At 68.2% G+C, this 19779-nt stretch carries 21 protein-coding genes; 14 read left to right on the plus strand and 7 right to left on the minus strand.

The annotated features are described in order from the left end of the window. Nucleotides 1-64: 64 nt before the first annotated feature. Nucleotides 65-1201: an LppM family (lipo)protein gene (locus OHA18_RS31430; protein WP_328998949.1), complete on the plus strand. Its 1137-nt coding sequence runs from the start codon at nt 65-67 to the stop codon at nt 1199-1201. Further along, a complete protein-coding gene (locus tag OHA18_RS31435) occupies nt 1198-1392 on the plus strand; it encodes a DUF3046 domain-containing protein (RefSeq protein WP_328998950.1) in 195 nt (64 codons plus the stop codon). Before OHA18_RS31430 ends, OHA18_RS31435 begins: the two co-directional genes overlap by 4 nt. A 20-nt stretch (nt 1393-1412) precedes the next feature. Here the strand turns inward: OHA18_RS31435 and OHA18_RS31440 are convergent, their stop codons facing one another. Continuing rightward, the gene (locus OHA18_RS31440) at nt 1413-1973 is read right to left on the minus strand and encodes a GrpB family protein (RefSeq protein WP_328998951.1); all 561 of its coding nucleotides are present in this window, start codon (nt 1971-1973) and stop codon (nt 1413-1415) included. 44 nt (nt 1974-2017) lie between these two features. Further along, nucleotides 2018-2809 (minus strand): hypothetical protein, encoded by a 792-nt coding sequence (locus tag OHA18_RS31445; RefSeq protein WP_328998952.1) that lies wholly within the window; start codon nt 2807-2809, stop codon nt 2018-2020. A 249-nt stretch (nt 2810-3058) separates the two neighbouring features. Between OHA18_RS31445 and recA the strand changes: the two genes are divergently transcribed. From recA to rny, 7 genes are all read left to right on the plus strand, one after another. After that, the gene (recA, locus tag OHA18_RS31450) at nt 3059-4135 is read left to right on the plus strand and encodes a recombinase RecA (protein ID WP_328998953.1); all 1077 of its coding nucleotides are present in this window, start codon (nt 3059-3061) and stop codon (nt 4133-4135) included. Nucleotides 4136-5369: 1234 nt separating this feature from the next. Then, nucleotides 5370-5891, plus strand: coding sequence for a regulatory protein RecX (locus tag OHA18_RS31455; RefSeq protein WP_328998954.1), 522 nt, complete (start codon nt 5370-5372; stop codon nt 5889-5891). 28 nt (nt 5892-5919) lie between these two features. Next, entirely contained in the window at nt 5920-6345 is a 426-nt protein-coding gene (locus tag OHA18_RS31460; protein ID WP_328998955.1) for a GNAT family N-acetyltransferase, read from the plus strand. Between the two features lie 184 nt (nt 6346-6529). Further along, the gene (locus OHA18_RS31465) at nt 6530-7957 is read left to right on the plus strand and encodes an alkaline phosphatase family protein (RefSeq protein WP_328998956.1); all 1428 of its coding nucleotides are present in this window, start codon (nt 6530-6532) and stop codon (nt 7955-7957) included. A 72-nt stretch (nt 7958-8029) separates the two neighbouring features. Continuing rightward, complete coding sequence (locus OHA18_RS31470; RefSeq protein ID WP_328998957.1) at nt 8030-8431, plus strand: MmcQ/YjbR family DNA-binding protein; 402 nt, start codon at nt 8030-8032, stop codon at nt 8429-8431. A 151-nt stretch (nt 8432-8582) separates the two neighbouring features. Beyond that, nucleotides 8583-8945 carry an antitoxin gene (locus OHA18_RS31475; protein ID WP_328998958.1) on the plus strand — a complete coding sequence of 121 codons (363 nt, stop codon included), beginning with the start codon at nt 8583-8585 and terminating at the stop codon, nt 8943-8945. Nucleotides 8946-9636: 691 nt separating this feature from the next. Continuing rightward, nucleotides 9637-11310 (plus strand): ribonuclease Y, encoded by a 1674-nt coding sequence (gene rny / locus OHA18_RS31480; RefSeq protein ID WP_328998959.1) that lies wholly within the window; start codon nt 9637-9639, stop codon nt 11308-11310. 31 nt (nt 11311-11341) lie between these two features. Here rny and OHA18_RS31485 read toward each other — a convergent pair whose 3' ends face one another. After that, nucleotides 11342-11683, minus strand: a complete 342-nt coding sequence (locus OHA18_RS31485) for a nuclear transport factor 2 family protein (protein WP_328998960.1) — start codon at nt 11681-11683, stop codon at nt 11342-11344. Nucleotides 11684-11766: 83 nt separating this feature from the next. On the opposite strand from OHA18_RS31485, the gene OHA18_RS31490 reads away from it, so the two are divergent. Then, complete coding sequence (locus OHA18_RS31490; RefSeq protein ID WP_328998962.1) at nt 11767-12258, plus strand: GNAT family N-acetyltransferase; 492 nt, start codon at nt 11767-11769, stop codon at nt 12256-12258. On the opposite strand, the gene OHA18_RS31495 is transcribed toward OHA18_RS31490, so the two are convergent. The 4 genes from OHA18_RS31495 to OHA18_RS31510 form a co-directional block, all read right to left on the minus strand. Continuing rightward, on the minus strand, nt 12237-12539 hold the full coding sequence (locus tag OHA18_RS31495) for a DUF6458 family protein (RefSeq protein WP_328998963.1): 303 nt from the start codon (nt 12537-12539) through the stop codon (nt 12237-12239). The genes OHA18_RS31490 and OHA18_RS31495 overlap by 22 nt on opposite strands. 70 nt (nt 12540-12609) lie before the next feature. Beyond that, entirely contained in the window at nt 12610-13773 is a 1164-nt protein-coding gene (locus tag OHA18_RS31500) for an acyl-CoA dehydrogenase family protein (protein WP_328998964.1), read from the minus strand. Between the two features lie 17 nt (nt 13774-13790). Then, nucleotides 13791-14366, minus strand: coding sequence for a DUF1707 SHOCT-like domain-containing protein (locus OHA18_RS31505; RefSeq protein WP_328998965.1), 576 nt, complete (start codon nt 14364-14366; stop codon nt 13791-13793). 19 nt (nt 14367-14385) lie between these two features. Further along, nucleotides 14386-15090: a type 1 glutamine amidotransferase gene (locus tag OHA18_RS31510; protein WP_328998966.1), complete on the minus strand. Its 705-nt coding sequence runs from the start codon at nt 15088-15090 to the stop codon at nt 14386-14388. 78 nt (nt 15091-15168) lie between these two features. On the opposite strand from OHA18_RS31510, the gene OHA18_RS31515 reads away from it, so the two are divergent. From OHA18_RS31515 to ispG, 4 genes are read left to right on the plus strand one after another with little or no spacing between them, the layout of a single operon-like run. Continuing rightward, nucleotides 15169-16002 (plus strand): FHA domain-containing protein, encoded by an 834-nt coding sequence (locus OHA18_RS31515; protein WP_328998967.1) that lies wholly within the window; start codon nt 15169-15171, stop codon nt 16000-16002. Between the two features lie 29 nt (nt 16003-16031). Beyond that, a complete protein-coding gene (gene dxr / locus OHA18_RS31520; protein WP_328998968.1) occupies nt 16032-17231 on the plus strand; it encodes a 1-deoxy-D-xylulose-5-phosphate reductoisomerase in 1200 nt (399 codons plus the stop codon). 21 nt (nt 17232-17252) lie between these two features. Beyond that, the gene (locus OHA18_RS31525; protein ID WP_328998969.1) at nt 17253-18560 is read left to right on the plus strand and encodes a M50 family metallopeptidase; all 1308 of its coding nucleotides are present in this window, start codon (nt 17253-17255) and stop codon (nt 18558-18560) included. 24 nt (nt 18561-18584) lie between these two features. Beyond that, nucleotides 18585-19736 carry a flavodoxin-dependent (E)-4-hydroxy-3-methylbut-2-enyl-diphosphate synthase gene (ispG, locus tag OHA18_RS31530; protein WP_328998970.1) on the plus strand — a complete coding sequence of 384 codons (1152 nt, stop codon included), beginning with the start codon at nt 18585-18587 and terminating at the stop codon, nt 19734-19736. The last annotated feature ends 43 nt before the right edge of the window (nt 19737-19779 follow it).

Raw genomic sequence — 19779 nt, forward strand, 5'->3', positions numbered from 1 at the left:
ACCGTGAGGAGACGCTCTCCGTCCGGTGCACAGGTTGTCCCCTTCGTCTGGAATGATCGGCGACATGATCAACCGCGTACGTGCAGCACTCGTCGTCGTGGCCTGCCTGGTCGCTCTGACCGGGTGCGTCAAGCTCGACGCCGATCTGAAGGTCGGGTCGAACGAGACGGTCTCCGGCACGATGAAGATCGGGGTCGACAAGCAGCTGCTGCAGTCCAGCGGCGAGTCCCTCGACAAGGTCCGCGAGCAGATCGAGAGCGGCATCAAGGAGACGACCACCCAGGGCGTCAGCTGCAAATCGTTCGAGGACGACAAGTACGTCGGGTCGAACTGCACCTTCGAGAGCGTGCCGTTCGACAAGATGGGCAGCTCGAGCGGCGACGGCGTCGGCTTCCGCAAGGACGGCGACAAGGTCATGGTGACGGTCAAGGCCGGCAACCTGGGCAGTGTGCCGTCCGGGAGTCAGCCGGAGGTCAACTTCAAGATCACCATGCCGGGCAAGATCCTCGAGCACGACGACGGCGCGAAGATCAGCGGCCGCACGGCGACGTACGACAGTCTCGACAAGCTCGGCAAGATCTCGCTGACCTCTGAGGCCGGCGGCGGATTCCCCACGTGGGCGTTGATTCTGATCATTGTGTTCGTGCTGCTGGCGATCGCCGCGGTCGTGTTCTTCGTCCTGCGGAGCCGCAAGCGCAAGGGCCAGCAGGGGTACGGACAGCAGTTCCCGGGACAGCCGGGTCAGTACGGCGGTCCGGGGCAGTACCCGGGACAGCCGGGGTACGGCCAGCAGTACGGTCAGCCTGGTCCCGGCGGGCAGTATCCAGGTCAGCCCGGTCAGTACGGCGGTCCGTCGCAGGGGCAGCCGGGGCAGTATCCGGGGCAGCCGCAGCAGGGGCAGCCTGGTCAGGGCCAGCCGGGTCAGCCGCCGTACGGCGGTCAGCCTGGTCAGCCGCAGTACCCTGGGCAGCCTCAGCCGGGTCAGGGGCCGTGGGGGCCGCAGCCGGGGCAGCAGCAGCCGCCTCAGCAGGGACAGCCGCCGCAGGGTCCTGGTGGCTGGGGACAGCAACCCGGCCAGGGGCAACCTGGTCAACAAGGTCCGCAGCACGGTCAGCCGCCGCAGGGCGGCCGGTCCGGGCCCCAGCCGGGTCAGCAGGGCGGTTGGGGACCGCCGCCGAAGGACGATGACGGGCAGGCATGAGACTGACGGAGTTCTGGTCTCGGATGGATCACCATCTGGGTCCCGCGTACGCACGGACCTGGGCAGAGACCCAGGTGGTCCAGGAGCTCGGCGGCCGGACGGTCGTCGAGGCCCTGGCCGAGGGCGAGGCCGCGAAGGTGGTCTGGCGTGCCGTGTGGGCGCACCTGAACCTTCCGGCCCGCGATCGCTGATGCCCTAGGCAACAAACGGTCTAGACGGTCCATCCCGTGCTCGCCGCCCATTCCTCGGCCGGCAGATAGATGAGGTCGCAGACCGGGTCCTTGAGGTCGGCGTAGTCTCCGATCTCGAGCCGGAGCGCGGCGGCGCGCTGCTTGAAGGCGGCGTACGCGCGTGCCGTCTGTGGATGACTGCGTAAGTAGTCGCGGAACAGGAGCGCGTACCGCTGATTGGCGTGGCCGGCCACCCGGATGTGGAGATTGACCCGGCGCCGGTACATCGGCTCGACCAGCAGGCGTTTGACCCACTGGATCTCGTCCGCGGGCAGTCCGGGCACCGGGTGGTCGCGCCGCGGCGGGCGTAGCTCCCAGTCCGCGGCCACCATCCGCTCGGCCACGTCGTCCAGCTCTGGCTCGGTGCCGACGGTCACCTGGATGTCCAGGATGTCCTTGGCGGGCAGGCGGGGTACCGAGGTGGAGCCGATGTGGTCGATCCGCTGGGCCAGTTCGCCGAGCAGTCCGCCGATCGTCTGCGCAGACTTCTCGTACTGCGAGGGCCAGCTCTCGTCCGGTCGTACGATGGCGATCCCAGTCATGCGGAGATCATCCCAGTACTGCGGTGCCCGGTCCCAATCCTTCTTCAGACAGGTTTGAGCCGGAACGCGCTGCTGGTGAGCAGGTCCGCCGCTTCGTACGCCGCCTTCCGGATGGCCTTGCGCTCGTCGAAGTACCCGCCGACCACGCCGATGCCCGGCAGTTTCCCCACGAACCGGGCGCCGAGGCTGCCCCGCGGACGCTCTTCGAACACCCCATCGAGGCCGCCGAACAGTTTGCTGATCCGCCACAGCAGCCGGATGCCGCGCCGGACTCCGGCCTCTTCGGGTTCGTCGCCGAGCCCGAGCTGCTTCGCCACGTCCTGTCCGGCCGCGGTCGGGTCGTCGTACTTGAGCACTTCGTCCGGAGTGATCGGACGGTCGGTCAGCACGCGTGCGATGACCGCAGTACGGTCGGCGTGCGCCTCCACGCCGTACTCGCGGCAGATCGCGCCGATCACCATCGCCTGCACAGCCGCGCCCAGGGTGTCCTTGACCGGGAGGCGGTCGGCGGCCGCACCGCTGATCCGGGGGACTGCCGCGACGACAGCCGCGAATCCGCCCAGCCGGTCCACCCACCAGTCGCAGCGCTCGGCGAGCGGCAGCTTCGGCCACTCCGCGTGCCCGGGCACCTTCATCTTCAGCAGCCGGTCGATCGCGAGGATCAGGGCCTTCTCGGCGAGGTTGGGTTTCTCCTGGGCGGAGTACTCGGTGAGGATGCTGCGGACGCCGAACGGGTCCGGGGTACGGAGCGCGTCGAGCACGGTGTCGATGCCGAACTCGACCCGGCTGAGCGCCAGGATCACAGCGGAATCGGGCACGTCGGGACGGTCGGTCACGCCCGCAAGGGTAGGGATCCGGCGGGTCAGATCGGTTGCCCGGGCAACTTCGGCGTGTCAGTTGTGATTCGAACACGTGTTCGGGATACTTTGGTGCCCGGAAGGTGTGGCGGACGGCCGAGTTGTCCACAGATTCGAAGTGGCGGCGAAAACTGTCCGAGGTGATGGATACCTTCTGTGGCGACACGAGAAGTCCTCCGGGCGGCTGGGAAGCGGCCCCGATTATGAGATGGGTCAGGTGGCGGTCAGATGGCTGGTGCAACGGCGAGTGCGGAGCGCGCGGCGAGCGATCGTGAGAAGGCGCTCGCGACTGCGCTGACGCAGATCGAGCGGCAGTGCGGCAAGGGTTCGGTGATGCGCCTGGGGGAGCAGAACAGGCCTCCGATCGAGGTCATCCCGACCGGGTCGATCTCGCTCGACATCGCCCTCGGGATCGGCGGCCTGCCCCGCGGCCGTGTGGTGGAGATCTACGGCCCGGAGTCCTCCGGTAAGACGACGGTCGCCCTGCACGCGGTTGCGAACGCGCAGCGGGCCGGCGGGATCGCGGCGTTCATCGACGCCGAGCACGCGCTCGACCCGGAGTACGCGCGGAAGCTGGGTGTCGACACCGACGCGCTGCTCGTCTCGCAGCCCGACTCCGGTGAGCAGGCGCTGGAGATCGCCGACATGCTGGTCCGCTCCGGCGCGATCGACATCGTCGTGATCGACTCGGTGGCCGCGCTGGTGCCGCGGGCCGAGATCGAGGGCGAGATGGGCGACAGCCATGTCGGTCTGCAGGCCCGGCTGATGAGCCAGGCGCTGCGGAAGATGACCGGTGCGGTCAGCGGGACCAACACGACCGCGATCTTCATCAACCAGTTGCGCGAGAAGATCGGCGTGATGTTCGGCTCCCCGGAGACGACGACCGGTGGTAAGGCGCTGAAGTTCTACGCGTCGGTGCGGCTGGACGTGCGCCGGATCGAGTCGCTGAAGGACGGTACCGACGTGGTCGGTAACCGGACCCGCGTCAAGGTCGTGAAGAACAAGGTGGCCCCGCCGTTCAAGCAGGCCGAGTTCGACATCATCTACGGCCAGGGCATCAGCCGCGAGGGCAGCCTGCTGGACCTCGGCGTGGAGCAGGGCTTCGTCCGTAAGGCCGGCGCCTGGTTCACCTACGAGAGCGACCAGCTCGGTCAGGGCCGGGAGAACGCGCGGAACTTCCTGCGCGACAACCCCGACCTGGCCAACGAGCTGGAGAAGAAGATCAAGGAGAAGATGGGCATCGGCCCGACTCTTGACCAGCCGGCCGGCGAGGCCGCCGCGGCCGAGGTCGATGTCGACTTCTGACCGACCCTCCGCGGGCGGCGGCGTCCCCCGGCAGCCCACCGCTGCCGACGACGCTGCCCCCGCGGCGCTGTCTCTACCCCACGACGAACGCCTCGCTCTGGCCCGCAAGCTCCTAGCCGCAGGCACAGACGCGTCCGCACCCTCCACCAGCACGAACCAAACCCCAGCGCCGGGTGCCGACCGCGCCCGCGATGCTCGCAGCAGCGATCGTGCTGCTGGTGCTGAGCGAGGTCGCGGCGACGAAGCCGATCCCGATCCCGGTGTAGTTCGTGGTTCGGGCTTGGGGCGTGACCGCGGTCGCCGTCGTACGTCGGGCGCGGGCGAGCCGCGGGTCGGTGGAGACGAGTTCCTGGGTGAGGACGAGTCGGGGTGGGACAGTTCGCGCCGACGTACGGGATCCATCAGGCGGACCGCCGGGACGGTGGACCCCTGGGATGAGCAGCAGGACGAACCGAAGAAGGCGCGGACGGTCAAACGCCGGAGTGCCTCGGGTCGGGCATCGAGCACGAGTTCTGCTGATCCTTGGGGCGAGCAGGATGATCGCTCGGTCCGTACCTTCGAGACGGAGGCGGCCGATCGGTTGGCCGAGGCGCGCGCGTTCGCAGACGACACATCTGCACCGCCCGAAGACCTCGGTACACCACCAGAACAGGATCCGTGGGCAGACGCGGGCACACCAGCCGCCGCTGAGCCCGCCGCTGAGCCCGCTGCCAACACCTCGCCAAGCTCCGCAGCTCCGGAGAGCCACAGGTCCACCACGGACCACAAATCCGGCGAGGACCAGCAGGCGCCAGGCGACGAGTCCCAAGCGCCGGACCGCGTGACGCCTGCCGGTCAGGCGCCTCCCGTGACCGAGAGTAGGTCACCGGTGGGCCCTGCTGCGGTGGATCGCGAAAGGCCCGCCGATACTGCAGGACGTCCGCGCAAGAGCACGCCGGTCGGCCAGTCCTCGACGCGAGATGATGTCGCGCCCCGTGAGAGTGCGCCGGGTGACAGTGCGCCGGGTGAGAGTGCGCCGGGTGAGAGTGCGACGGGTGTCGAGTCGGTTGTGTCGGAGCGGTCGGTGGTCGCCGGGCGGGCGGGCGGGAGTCGGCTGGGTGGTGGGAACATCTCGGCGGGGAGCGGTCGGTCTGATGGCAGTGGGCGTCGGGGGCGGCGCACGGCTACCAGCGGATTTGGGCGAGGGCGGAAGCGGCGGGGGAGTGAGGAGCCTGAGGGGGTTGGGGATCCGGCGATGGAGGAGGCGGCGGATCCGCATTCGGTGGCTCGGACGATTTTGCTCGACAAGTTGACGGGGCAGCCGCGGACTCGGGCTGAGTTGGCTGATGTGCTGGCTGAGCGGGAGATTCCGGACGAGGTTGCCGATGAGGTGCTGGATCGGTTCACTGACGTCGGGCTGATCGACGACGCCGCCTTCGCGAATGCCTGGGTGGAGTCGCGACACCGTGGGCGTGGACTCGGGAAGCGTGCGCTGGCTCAGGAGCTTCGGCGTCGGGGCGTGGACGACGAGCTGGCCAGGGACGCGCTCGAGGAGCTGGATCCGGAGCAGGAAGAGCAGACCGCGCGCGAGCTGGTGCGGCGGAAGTTGCGGTCGATGCGTTCGCTGGAGCGGCAGGTGGCGATGCGGCGACTGCTCGGGATGCTGGCACGCAAGGGGTATCCGGGCGGGCTGGCGATGAGCATCGTGAAACAGGAGCTGGATGCATCGCACGACGAGTTCCCGCTGCTGGATTCATCCGGGTTGGGGCCCGAGTAGCCGCAAGCCTGGATCCAGAGAGGTGAAGATGACGAACCGCGAGCAGCCGGTGGTGCGCGCGGCCACGGCAGCGGATCGGGCCGGGATCCAGCGGTTGTTGCGCGAATTGCACGACGACGACGCGGACTCCACAACCTTGCCTGAGGTGCGTCAACAGGCGCGAACCTTCGTTGCCGGTGACGATGACGAGATCCACGGGCTCGTCGTAGCAACGTTTGTCGACTACGGACATGAGCCGTACGGCGTGGTGGAGGAGCTCGTGGTGGATCCGGCGAGCCGTGGCTCGGGGACCGGTACGGCCCTGCTCGCGCAGTGCCGGTCCTGGCTCGGAGAGTTGGGAGCCGAGGTGGTCTTCGTCTCGGCCATCAGCGACGAGGCTGCTGAGTTCTACCTCCAGGCCGGCTTCACGCGATGCACGGGCCCATGGCTCTGGTCAGCAAGCCGAGCCACCTAGCCGAGCCACCTAGCCGAGCCGCCAGCCGGGGCCACGGCTCTTAGGTCACCTGAGCTGTTTACCTTTGCTAAAGGTTGTGCTTGGGAACTGGCCCGGCAGTGTTGGTGCGGGTGCCGGGTGGTGGTCACTTTGCGGGCGGAAGGTTCTTGACGGAATCACCGCCTACTTCGAGAGGTTCCGCCCAATGTCTGACTTCACTCGGCGCCGGTTTCTTGGCAGCGCCGCGGCGACCGCGAGCCTTGGAGCCGCGGCCGCGTTGATGCCCGCCAGCGTCCAGAAGGCGCTCGCCTCCCCGCCGCCGCGCCCGGCGCGGCTCGGCGACATCAAGCACGTCGTGATGCTCATGCAGGAGAACCGCAGCTTCGATCACTACTTCGGAACGCTGTCGGGCGTGGCCGGGTTCGACGACCCGCACGCCATCAAGTTGTCGACCGGGCGCAACGTGTTCTACCAGCCCGACACGGAGAACCCGGACGGCTACCTGCTGCCGTTCCACCTCGACACCCACTCGACGAACTCGCAGGCGATCCCGTCGACCAGCCACGCGTACTCGGTCCAGCACCAGGCCTGGAACGGCGGCAAGATGGACGCCTGGCTGCCCGCGCACCGCGCCGCGGACAAGGCCAACGGGCCGTACGTGATGGGGTACTACACCCGCGACGACATCCCGTTCCAGTACGCGCTCGCCGACGCGTTCACGATCTGCGACCAGTACCACTGCTCGGTCCAGGGTCCGACCTGGCCGAACCGCCTCTACTGGCAGACCGGGACGATCGACCCGGGCGGCACGCTCGGTGGCCCGATCACGTCGAACTCGCTGCCGAACGGTGCGTACCGCTGGACGACGTACGCCGAACGCCTCGAGGCCGCCGGTGTCAGCTGGAACGTGTACCAGGACCAGGTCGGTCTGAGCAGCTACAACATGCTCCCGCACTTCAAGCAGTTCCAGGACGCCACGCCCGGTACGCCGCTGTACGACAAGGGCATGAAGGTGTCGTCGCTCGGCCAGTTCGAGTACGACGCTCTGCACGACAAGCTCCCGACCGTGTCGTGGCTGATGACGGCCGGCGGCGTCTCGGAGCACCCGAAGGAGATGCCGGCCGCCGGGGCCGACTTCGTCGCGTCGAAGATCGCCGCGATCGCCGCCAACCCGGACGTCTGGAAGAAGACAGTCTTCATCCTCAACTACGACGAGAACGACGGCTTGTTCGACCACGTCGTACCACCGACGGCGCCGGCCGGGACGGCGGACGAGTATGCACTGGACCTGCCGATCGGTGGTGGGTTCCGGGTGCCGTGCATCGTGGTCTCGCCGTGGACCGCGGGCGGCTGGGTGAGTAGCCAGAAGTTCGACCACACGTCGGTTGTGCAGTTCCTCGAGAAGCTCACCGGCGTACGGGAGCCGAACGTCAGCCAGTGGCGTCGCAAGACGTTCGGTGACCTGACCTCGGTGTTCCGCCACGACCGGATCAGCAAGCCGCCGGCGCTTCCCGAGACGGGCGCCCGGCTGAACCTGGCGACGTACGAGGCGGCGCAGCTGCCGGCTCCGACGTTCCCGACCTCGACGCAGGTCGTACCGCATCAGGAGCGCGGCGGTCGCCACCGCCTCTGAGGTAAGGCGACGGCCGGGCAATCCTCGTCGATTGCCCGGCCGTCACGTTCCGGCGGGAGTAGCGTCGACGGCATGGCGACGTTCGAAGACGTAGAGCGGTTGGTCGGCCAATTGCCGGAGACCGAGGTGACGACTCGGCACGGCCAGCGGACCTGGGCCGTCGGCGGCAAGGGGTATGCGTGGGAGCGGCCGTTCAGCAAGGCCGACATCAAGCGGTACGGCAACGAGACGCCGCCGGACGGACCGATCCTGGCGATCCGGGTGGAGGACCTGGCCGAGAAGGAAGCCGTGCTGGCCGCGCGGGCGGGCGACGGATTCTTCACGATTCCGCATTTCAACGGGTACGCCGCTGTACTGGTCGAGCTCGACAAGGTATCCGAGCCGGCGCTCCGGGAGGCACTGCTCGACGGCTGGCTGGTGTTCGCGCCGGCGACGGTGGCGAAGGCGCACCTGGACGGAAAGGACCGGCGGTGACGGAGAGTGAAGCGGTTTCGGGTCCGGTGAGCGGCGAGGGGCGTTGACGGGTGCGGTACAACGGTGTCTTATCCGAGGTAGGACTGGTATTTGGACCGGTCCGTAGGCTGGGATTTTCCGTCGATCCGCCCCAGACACCGCGGAGGGTGCAATGAACGATTTCCAGGAACAGGCGAAGAACTGGCTCCGGAATGTCGTCAAGCAGAACCCGGACAAGATCAAAGCCGGCGTCGAGAAAGCCGGCGACCTGATCGACAAGCAGACCGGCGGGAAGTACGCGGAGAAGGTCGACTCGGTCCAGCAGAAGGTCGGCGGCTTCGTCGACAAGCAGAACTCCGAAGAGACGCCGGCCCAGCAGGATCAGACCCCCGCAGACACCACGTCCGAGTCCACCACCGCAGGAACGGCGGAGAGCGCGCAGCCGGAGGCCGCGGCGCAGGCGGACAACACGACCGGATCGCCGGCCGAAAGCGCAGGCAGCACGCCGACCGGACAGCAACCGTCGGCGAGCTGAGCCATCCTTCGAGTCACTAACCCGACACCTGCAGCCCCGCGGCCGGCTCGGCCGGCACGCGGGCGCTGAAGGTCTACGTCATCACTCCGACCGGACACCCATGCCGGTTGTGGAGTAGTCCAGCGCCGAGACTGGTCTCATCCGGAGGGTGACGGGTGAGTGTCCGTCTTGACCGGGTGGTGGGCCGCGCTTAGCCTCGGGATCAAGAAGGGATGAATCCACCGCAACGGTGGCGGATATAAGGATCGGCGGGTCGGTGAAACGGCCGACCGGCCGGCGAAAAGACGCAACCACGCTCGAGTGAGCTGAAGGAAGGACGACGGCGCCGTGCAGCGCCGTCGATAGACGGCACCGCACGCAAAACCCCGACGGCAGCGTAAGCCGGCCGGCAGGGCGCGAGCGGCGCCATCGTGGTCTCCGGGTTGGCGACGGCGACTCACGGTGAGCAAGCGAGGCAAGCAACGCTGGACAGCCGCACCCGCGGCGTTCACAGAGTTGGCGGAGCAGCGCGAGCACAGCGATACCGTCGCAACGGTAGACACCGGTACCGCCTCACCTGAGGTGGCACCGGCACTGCCGTACCCCAATGGCTGCCGGAACCTCGGCGGCGCCTTCAGCGATTCCAGTGGCGAGTCCCTTCGACCGACGGCCACAGTCCCCGCGTGGGACTCGAAGGAGAGGGGAGACGGCGATGACAGCGATGTCCGTTGGCCTGACCCTGATCGGATTGCTGATCGCCGGACTGCTGGCCTGGATCGGCCTGACCCTCTCCCGCCGGAAAGCCGCCGACAACTCGACCGCCCACCAGGCCGCCCAGCTCGAGGCGGCGCAGCTGGCGGCGAGCGCGAAGTCCGCGGCGGAGCTGGTACGACGGCAGGCCGAGGAGGAGGCCGCCGTACTGCGGACCCGCGCCGAGGCGGCCGAGCAACGCAGCGAGGAGATCCGCCGCGGCGCCGAGGACCGTGCGTCCGAGGTACGACGTGACGCCGAGCAGCGCGCCTCCGACGTACGCCGGGAAGCCGAAGCGGAAGCGCAGTCGATCCGGGACGACCTGCGTGAGCAGCGTCTGGAGATGGAGCGCCGCGACCACCGGCTGACCGAACGCGAGGAGCGGGCCGACGAGCAGCACCGCGCGATGGAGCAACGTCAGCTCGAGCTGACCGCTCAGCTGGCCGAGCTCGACCAGCGCAAGCAGGAGATCAAGGACCTCGAGGACGAGCGTCGCCGGATCCTCGAAGGGGTCGCGAACCTGACCACCGACCAGGCCAGGGCGGAGCTGGTCGCGTCGATCGAGGACGAGGCCAAGCGGCACGCGCACACGATCGTCCGTGACATCGAGCGGCAGGCCCAGGACGAGGGCGAGATCAAGGCCCGCAAGATCATCACCGGCGCGGTGCAACGGCTGGCGTCCGAGCAGACCAGCGAGTCCGTGGTGTCCGTCGTGCACCTGCCCAGTGACGATATGAAGGGCCGGATCATCGGGCGCGAGGGCCGCAACATCCGGTCGTTCGAGCAGACCACCGGCGTGAACCTGATCATCGACGACACCCCGGAAGCGGTCCTGCTGTCCTGCTTCGACCCGGTCCGGCGGGAGACCGCGCGGCTGACCCTGGACTCGCTGGTGCTCGACGGCCGGATCCACCCGAGCCGGATCGAGGAGATCTACGAGCGCAGCAAGGGTGAGGTCGCCGAGCTGTGCGAGCGGGCCGCCGAGGACGCGATGGCGGACGTCGGCATCACCGATCTGCACCCGGAGCTCATCCGCACGATGGGTCTGCTCCGCTACCGGACGTCGTACGGGCAGAACGTGCTCAAGCACCTGATCGAGTCGGCGCACATCGCCGGGATGATGGCGGCCGAGCTCGGGCTGGATCCGAAGCTGTGCAAGCGCGGCGCGTTCCTGCACGACATCGGGAAGGCGCTCACGCACGAGTCCGAGGGCAGTCACGCGATCGTCGGCGCCGAGCTGGCCCGCAAGTACGGCGAGAACGACGACGTCGTGCACTGCATCGAGGCGCATCACAACGAGGTCGAGGTGCGGACCGTCGAGGCGGTGCTGACCCAGGCCGCGGACGCGGTGAGCGGCGGTCGCCCGGGGGCGCGGCGGGAATCGCTGGAGGCGTACGTCCAGCGGCTCGAACGGCTCGAGGAGATCGCGATGCACCACGAGGGCGTCGAGAAAGTGTTCGCGATGCAGGCCGGCCGGGAGATCCGGGTGATGGTGCTGCCGGACGCGGTCGACGACATCGCGGCGCAGGTGATGGCGCGCGACATCGCGAAGCAGGTCGAGGAGGAGCTCACCTACCCGGGGCAGATCAGGGTGACCGTGGTCCGCGAGTCCCGCGCGACCGAGGTCGCCAAGTAGTCACCGGTTCCATGCCGCGCGGAAGCGTCTGTCAGTCGGCAGGGGATGCGTATTTCGCCCGCCATTCCGGGGGATCGAACGGCGAGCCGTACACGCGCGTCTCGCGGGCGATCCGGCCGTCGCGGAATTCGACGACGTTCGCGACGTAGTAGATGTCGCCTCCGTAGTCCGAGCGTCCGAGTACGACAAAGTAGTTGCCGGCACCGGTGATCCGGAGAACCTGGATCGACGGCGGGTTCGGGTACTCCTGTTGCATCGCGCGCATCCGGTCCCGGCCGGCGATGCGCTCACCCGACTGCGGCATCTCCAGTACGTAGTCGTCCGTGCGCAACTCGTGTTCGGCCTCGGCCGACAACGCCAGTTGGCCGTCCATCGGCCACAATCGTTCCAGTAGTTCACGATTCCCGTCCATGACTCACGGTCGCACGAACTCCTCCATCGGCCTAAGGTCGCCGGATGGAGATCAGGCCGGCCACCCGTTCCGACGTCGATGAGCTGATCGAATCCTTCGCGGAGGCGCCGGCCGCGCAGTACCACGTCCGGGGCCGTTGGGACGTCCAGCAACGTGACGACGGGCTGTTCCTGCTCGCCCGCCGCGACGGCGACATCGTCGGCCAGACAATGATCCTGCGCGCGTCGAAGTACGACGAGGTTCAGGCGGCCGCCGACCCGGCCGAGATCAACGGACTGCACGCCTTCGTCCGGGGCGAAGGTGTCGGTACGGCGCTCATCCGCGCGGCCGAGGCGGTCGCCGGGGACTGGGGCCGGCCGGCGATCGGGCTGGGCGTGAGCCCGGACAATCCGGCCGCGCGCCGCCTGTACGAGCGGCTCGGGTACGAACTCTGGTCCGGGCCGCGCGTCATCGACCGCTGGACCGAACAGGCGGCCGACGGCACGGTGGTCCGCACTTACGCGGACGAGTGCGACTACTTACTGAAGCGGTTCTGATCCTCGCGCAGATGCGTCGGCGTGACGTCGATCAGTTCGCCGGCGACCTTCTTCGGCGGGCTGGTGTCGTACTGCTTCTCGACCTCCGGGTCCATCAGCGGTGCGTCGGTGCGCCGCCGCCGCGTGTTGGCCAGCCGGTACGACATCCAGATCCCGGCGATCCCGCCGAGCATGATGATGATCCCAAGGGCGGTCAGGTTCAGCGTGTCGGACGTGTCCCGCACGGCGAACGCGATGATCGCGCCCACCACGACGAGGGCGATTCCGGCTCCGATCCGCATACCTGCTCCTTCCGGACACTCGCAGTCACTGATATCACCCCCTGTGCCCAGGTGCCGGAATCGGTATGCGTCAGCGGAAGGCCGCCTGGCCGGTGAGGGCCTGGCCGATCACGAGCTGGTGCACCTCGGACGTGCCTTCGTAGGTGAGGACGGACTCGAGGTTGTTGGCGTGCCGCATGATCGGGTACTCGCCGCTGATGCCGTTGGCCGCCAGGATCGTGCGGCACTCGCGGGCGATCGCGATCGCCTCGCGGACGTTGTTCAGCTTGCCGACCGACACCTGCTCGGGCCGGAGCGTGCCTTTCTCCTTCAGCCGGCCCAGATGGACGGCGAGCAGGATGCCCTTGTTCAGCTCGACCGCCATGTCGGCGATCTTCGCCTGGGTCAGCTGGTACGCCGTCAGCGGCTTGTCGAACACGATCCGCTCACCGGCGTACGCGATCGCGGTCTCCAGGCAGTCGCGGGCCGCGCCCATCGCGCCGAAGATGATGCCGAACCGGGCCTCGTTCAGGCAGCCGAGCGGGCCGGACAGACCGCGTGCCTCCGGCAACATTGCGCCGGCCGGGAGATGGACGTCCTCGAGCACCAGCTCGGAGGTGACGGATGCCCGCAGCGACATCTTCTGCTTGATCTCCGGCGCCGAGAAACCAGGTGTCGAGGTCGGTACGACGAAGCCGCGGACACCGTCGTCGGCCCGGGCCCAGACGACCGCGACATCGGCGACCGAACCGTTGGTGATCCACATCTTGGAGCCGTTCAGCACCCAGTCGTGACCGTCGCGGCGGGCGTTGGTGCGCATGCCGGCCGGGTTGGAGCCGAAGTCGGGCTCGGTCAGTCCGAAGCAGCCGATCGCCTCACCCGCGGACATCCGGGGCAGCCATTCGGTCTTCTGCTCCTCGCTGCCGTACTTCCAGATCGCGTACATCGCGAGCGATCCCTGCACCGACACCAGCGACCGCATCCCCGAGTCTGCCGCCTCGATCTCCAGGCAGGCGAGCCCGTACGCCACTGGGCCCAGCCCCGCGCACCCGTACCCGGTCAGGTGCATGCCCAGGAACCCGAGCGCTCCCAACTCCTTCGCCAGCTCCCGCGCCGGAATCGACGCCGTCTCGAACCACTCCGGCAACGCCGGCCGCAACCGCTCATCGGCGAACCGCCGAGCAGCCGCCCGAACGTCAATCTCCTCCTCGGTCAGCAGGGAGTCGACGTCGACAAGATCCAGCGATGCAGTCATACCCGAACGCTAATCGATCACTTGCGGTACCAGGGCCACCACCAGTGGCGCTTGCGGGGATGGCGGACGACGACGCTGGCATGGTGGGCCCTGCCGGTGACGTGGAGGCGGACGCCGCCGGGGCGGGGCGCGACGGCCTTGTTCTTGGCGCTGCTGTGGTTCGCCTCGACCTGGTCGATGTCGACGCTCCAGCCCTCGGGAATCACCATGACCACCGAGCTGTGGATGGCCTGCGCGTCGACGTGGATGTCGGCCCAGTGCACGACGGCGTCGGTGAAGTCGAGCTTGACCGACGAGTGCTCCGCGATCGCGGTCAGCCGCTCCGGCACGACCCACGCGCCCTCCCGCTTCTGCGCGCTGTGCCGCGCCCGGAGGGTGAGCTCCTGGGAGCTGCCGTGCGCGACCGGCAGCAGATCAGCGGTCGCGTTGCGGAGCTCGAGCTGGGTCTTGGCCGTGTAGATCTGGGTCAGCCGCTCGTCCAGCTCCTCGAAGTCAAGCCGTCCGTCGGTGTGTGCTTCCTGGACCACGGCGGCGGCACGCTCGCGGTCGTTGTCGGATGCCCGGTGACCGGGTGGCGGCTGCTCCAGACTCATGCGACCAAAGGTAGCGCCGCTACAGGTTCGACAGGAATCGGCCGACCACGGCCGACCAGGTCTTGTCCAGCTCCTCCGCATACCGCTCGGCGTCGGCGACCAGTGCGTCCGGATCGAACCCCATCGCCCGCAGTCGCTCCGGGTTCCACCGGCGTACCCGGTCTGCCGCGACCTCTGGATGGAACTGCACGCCCCAGCTCCGGTCGCCGACGCGCAGCATCTGGTTCGGGCAACGCTCACTCGACATCAGCAGTACGGCGTCGTCGGGCAGCCGCGTGATCTGGTCCTGGTGACTCTCCACCGCCCACACCGTCGACGGCAGGTCCGCGAGCAGAGGATCGTCCGCGGCAGCGGGCAGGACTGTCAGCGACGTCACACCCTTCTCCGGCAGCCCGTACTTCCCCTGCACCTCGCCGCCGAACGTGTGCGCCAGCAACTGCCCGCCCAGGCAGATCCCCAGCACCGGCACACGGTCGTGCGCATTACGCAGCAGCGCGCGCTCGGCCGGCAACCACGGCGACCGCTCGTCCTCGTCGGGCAGCATCCCGCCGCCGAGCATGATCAGCGCCGCATGACCGTCCACGCTGGTGGGAACCGGCTCACCGTCCCAGGCTCGGACGACAACGGGTGAGAGCCCACGGTCGTCCAGCCAGCCGAGCAGCTTGCCGGGGCCGCTCTCGCGATCGTTCTCGATGATCAGCACGGTGGTCTGTAAGGCGGTCACCGGGCAACGGTACGCGGCACACCGGACACCGCCGTACCGGAGTCGTGATTCCTGGATACTGATGCACTGGGGGTGCAGATGGAGCCGATCAGTGGATTCGTGCGTGCCGTGGTGGGCGACGTGGCCTTCATCTTCGGCAAGGGCATGGTGAACGCGTACTTCCTGGCCCGCCGCAACGGTGTGCCGAGGCCGCAGCTCGACCTGTTGGTCAGGTCGCACGGTCAGTACGTGCCACTGGCGATCCCCACTGGCACAGTGCCCGCAGTCGACCGGCTGGTCGGCCTCGACGAGGCCCGTCCGGCGCCCCTGGTAACGGTCGAGTTCACTCCGGGCGACACCGGCGCCGAGGCGCACCTCACTGCCAACAATCCGGTCCTGATCACGATCACCGACGTCAGTCACCGCGAGTACGACGCTGTGGTGCTCACCACGTCGCTCGGAGCAGCGGCGTATGCACAACTGCCACCGGGCTACTACCACGTCTCTGTGGTCGTCATCGACGAGTACGGCGAGCTCCTGCAGGGCTTCGGCGCTCAGCACAACCTGCGCGTCGACAAAGGGGACGACCTGATCGTCTCGGTGTCGATCCGTACCGCTGGAGTCGGTGAGATCGCCACTGCCCTGGAGACCGGGCCACAGCCGGTGCTGGTCGGTCAGGACGGGGATGTAGTACCGCTGCTCGACCTGGTCCGGATCGGGCGGGCAGCGGACTGCGACGTGATCATCGACCGCCAGGAGATCAGCCGGCACCACGCGGAGCTGCTGCGGATCGACGCGACCAGCTACGAGCTGCGGGACCTGGGCTCCACCAACGGGACACAGGTCAACGGAGTACCGATCCAGACCGCCATGGTCGGTCACGGTGACGAGATCCGGCTCGGGGCGCTCCCGTTCCGGCTCCTACTGTCCTGACCACTGTCCTGACCTGGAACAATGGCGCCGTGAACCCGCGCAGCGTCGTCATCCTCGGTTCGACCGGCTCGATCGGTACTACGGCGCTCGAGCTGATCGGGCGGAACCAGGACCGCTTCCGTGTGCTCGCGCTGTCCGCCGGCGGTGACAACGTCGCGTTGCTGGCCGAGCAGGCCCTCGAGTTCGCCGTCGAGGTCGTCGCGGTGGCGAAGGCCACAGTCGCGCAGGACCTGCAGCTGGCGTTCTACGCCGAGGCGCAGCGGAAGGGATACGCGCAGGGGGAGTTCCGGATCCCGAAGATCATCACCGGGCCGGACGCCTCCAGCGAGCTCGCGGCGATGCCGTGTGACGTGGTTCTCAACGGAATCAACGGATCGGTCGGCCTGCACGCGACGCTGGCGGCGCTGGACGCCGGGAACACGCTGGCCCTGGCCAACAAGGAGTCGCTGGTGATCGGTGGGCCGATCGTGACGCGGCTGGCCAAGCCGGGCCAGATCGTCGCGGTCGACTCCGAGCACAGCGCGATCGCCCAGTGTCTACGCGGCGGCTCGCCGGACGAGGTCCGCAAGCTGCTGCTGACCGCGAGCGGCGGCCCGTTCCTGGGCAAGCCCCGGAGCGAGCTCGCGAACGTCACGGTCGAGCAAGCCCTCGACCACCCGAACTTCGCGATGGGTCCGGTCGTCACGATCAACTCCGCCACGCTCGTCAACAAGGGCCTGGAGCTGATCGAGGCGCATCTGCTCTTCGGCATCCCGATGGACCGGATCGACGTCGTGATCCACCGGCAGCAGGCCATCCATTCGATGGTCGAGTTCTTCGACGGCGCCACGATCGCGCAGGTCGGCGTACCGACGATGACCGTGCCGATCGGGCTCGCGCTCGGCTGGCCCGACCGGATAGCGGACGCGTCGCCGCCGTGGAACTTCGCCGAGGCGAGCACCTGGACGTTCCAGCCGGTCGACGACGCCGAGTTCCCGTCGGTGGGCCTGGCCCGCGAGGCAGGCGCCCGGGGCGGTACGGCGCCGGCCGTGTTCAACGCGGCGAACGAAGTCTGCGTGGAGGCGTTCCGGGCCGGACGGCTGCCGTTCACCGGGATCGTCGACACAGTCGCCCGGGTGGTGACCGAACACGACGTACCCTCGTATGTGGAACTGTCCGTCGACGACGTGCTCGCCGCGGACGCGTGGGCCCGGGACCGGGCTCGTGAGATCACTGCCGGCAACCGATAGCAGCCAGGAGAACCAGAAGGCATGACCGTGCTTCTCACCACCATCGGTATCGTGCTGTTCGTCCTCGGGGTCCTGATCTCGGTGGCGTTGCACGAGATGGGCCACATGCTCCCGGCCAAGGCGTTCGGGATGAAGGTCACGCAGTTCTTCGTCGGCTTCGGCCGTACCGTCTGGTCCACCAAGCGCGGTGAGACGGAGTACGGCATCAAGGCCATCCCGGCCGGTGGTTTCGTCCGGATCATCGGGATGCTGCCCCCCGGCAAGGGCCAGGACCCGACCAAGGTCCGCAAGGCCAACACCGGCCCGATCCAGTCGATGGTCGAGAACGCGCGGTCGGCGGAGTACGAGACGATCGCGCCCGAGGACGACGGCCGGCTCTTCTACCAGAAGGTGTGGTGGAAGAAGCTGATCGTGATGGCGTCCGGGCCGCTCGTCAACGTGGTGATCGCGTTCGTGCTGTTCGGCGGGCTGTACATGCTCTACGGGACACCGGTCGCGCAGACCACGGTCTCCAACGTGACCGACTGCGTCATCCCGGCCAACCAGGCCACGCCCGACCGGCAGTGCACCGACACCGACAAGGTGTCGCCGGCCAAGGACGCCGGGTTCCAGGTCGGCGACAAGATCGTGTCCTTCAACGGCACCCGGATCTCCAGCTGGGACCAGCTCACGCCGCTGATCCGGGCGAACACCGACAAGCCGGCCACGATCGTTGTCGAGCGCAACGGTGCGCAGAAGACGCTGCAGACCAGCACGATCGTGAACCAGGTGCAGGAGAGCGCCACCTCCGACAAGCTCGTCTCGGTCGGCTTCCTCGGGATCTCGCCGACCGAGAAGGTCGAGCGGCAGAGCTTCGGCTTCGTCGTCGACCAGATGGGCAAGCTGACCGTCAGCACCGTGCAGGCGCTCGGCCGCTTCCCGGAGAAGCTGGTCGGGGTGGCGAAGTCGATCGTCGGCGGTCAGCGCGACCAGGACAGCCCGATGAGCGTCGTCGGCGCCAGCCGGGTCGCGGGTGAGGTCGCCTCCAGCGATCTGGGTGTCGGCCAGAAGCTCGCCACCGGGATCCTGCTGCTCGCCTCGCTGAACCTGTTCCTTGCCCTGTTCAACTTCATCCCGCTGCTGCCGCTGGACGGCGGTCACATGATCGGCGCGATCTGGGAAGGCATCCGGCGCGGCCTCGCGAAGCTGTTCCGGCGACCCGACCCCGGGTACGTCGACGTGGCCAAGCTGCTGCCGATCGCGTACGTCGCGGCCAGTGTGATCGTGGTGATGGGCGTGCTGCTCGTCATCGCCGACATCGTGAACCCCATCAAGCTCTTCAACGGCTGACCCTCACCCAACGGTTAAGGACTCATGAGCATCAACCTGGGCATGCCCGCGCTGCCGCCACCGACCCTCGCCCCGCGCCGCAAGACCCGCCAGATCAAGGTGGGCAAAGTGCTGGTCGGTGGGGACGCGCCGGTCTCGGTGCAGTCGATGACGACCACGAAGACGCACGAGGTCAACACGACGCTGCAGCAGATCGCGGAGCTGACCGCGGCCGGCTGCGACATCGTCCGGGTCGCCTGCCCGCGGCAGGAGGACGCCGACGCGCTGCCCGAGATCGCGAAGCACTCGCAGATCCCGGTGATCGCCGACATCCACTTCCAGCCGAGCTACGTCTTCGCCGCGATCGAGGCGGGCTGTGCGGCGGTCCGGGTGAACCCGGGCAACATCCGCAAGTTCGACGACCAGGTGAAGCAGATCGCGCAGGCCGCGAAGGACCACGGGACGTCGCTGCGGATCGGTGTGAACGCCGGCTCGCTGGACCCGCGGCTGCTGCAGAAGTACGGCAAGGCGACGCCGGAGGCGCTGGCCGAGTCGGCCGTCTGGGAGGCGTCGCTGTTCGAGGAGCACGACTTCCACGACTTCAAGATCTCCGTGAAGCACAACGACCCGGTCGTGATGGTCCGCGCGTACGAGCTGCTGGCCGAGCAGGGTGACTGGCCGCTGCATCTCGGCGTGACCGAGGCCGGGCCGGCGTTCCAGGGCACGATCAAGTCGTCGGTGGCGTTCGGCGCGCTGCTGTCGAAGGGCATCGGGGACACGATCCGGGTGTCGCTGTCCGCGCCGCCGGTCGAGGAGGTCAAGGTCGGCCTGCAGATCCTGCAGTCGCTGAACCTGCGCGAGCGCAAGCTCGAGATCGTCTCCTGCCCGTCCTGCGGCCGCGCCCAGGTGGACGTCTACACGCTGGCCGAGCAGGTCACCGCCGGCCTCGAGGGCATGGAGGTCCCGCTCCGCGTCGCCGTCATGGGCTGCGTCGTCAACGGCCCTGGCGAGGCCCGCGAAGCCGACCTCGGCGTCGCCTCCGGCAACGGCAAGGGCCAGATCTTCGTCAAGGGCGAGGTCATCAAGACCGTCCCGGAATCGGCCATCGTCGAAACCCTGATCGAAGAAGCCATGCGCATCGCGGAAACCATGGAAGCCATCGGAGACGCCGGCGAACCCACCGTCACCGTCAGCTGAACTGCACCAAGAGTGCGTCAATTTTGGTGCATAGACGGAGCCG

The organism is Kribbella sp. NBC_00709 (assembly GCF_036226565.1).
In the GTDB taxonomy this organism is placed as follows: Bacteria; Actinomycetota; Actinomycetes; order Propionibacteriales; family Kribbellaceae; genus Kribbella.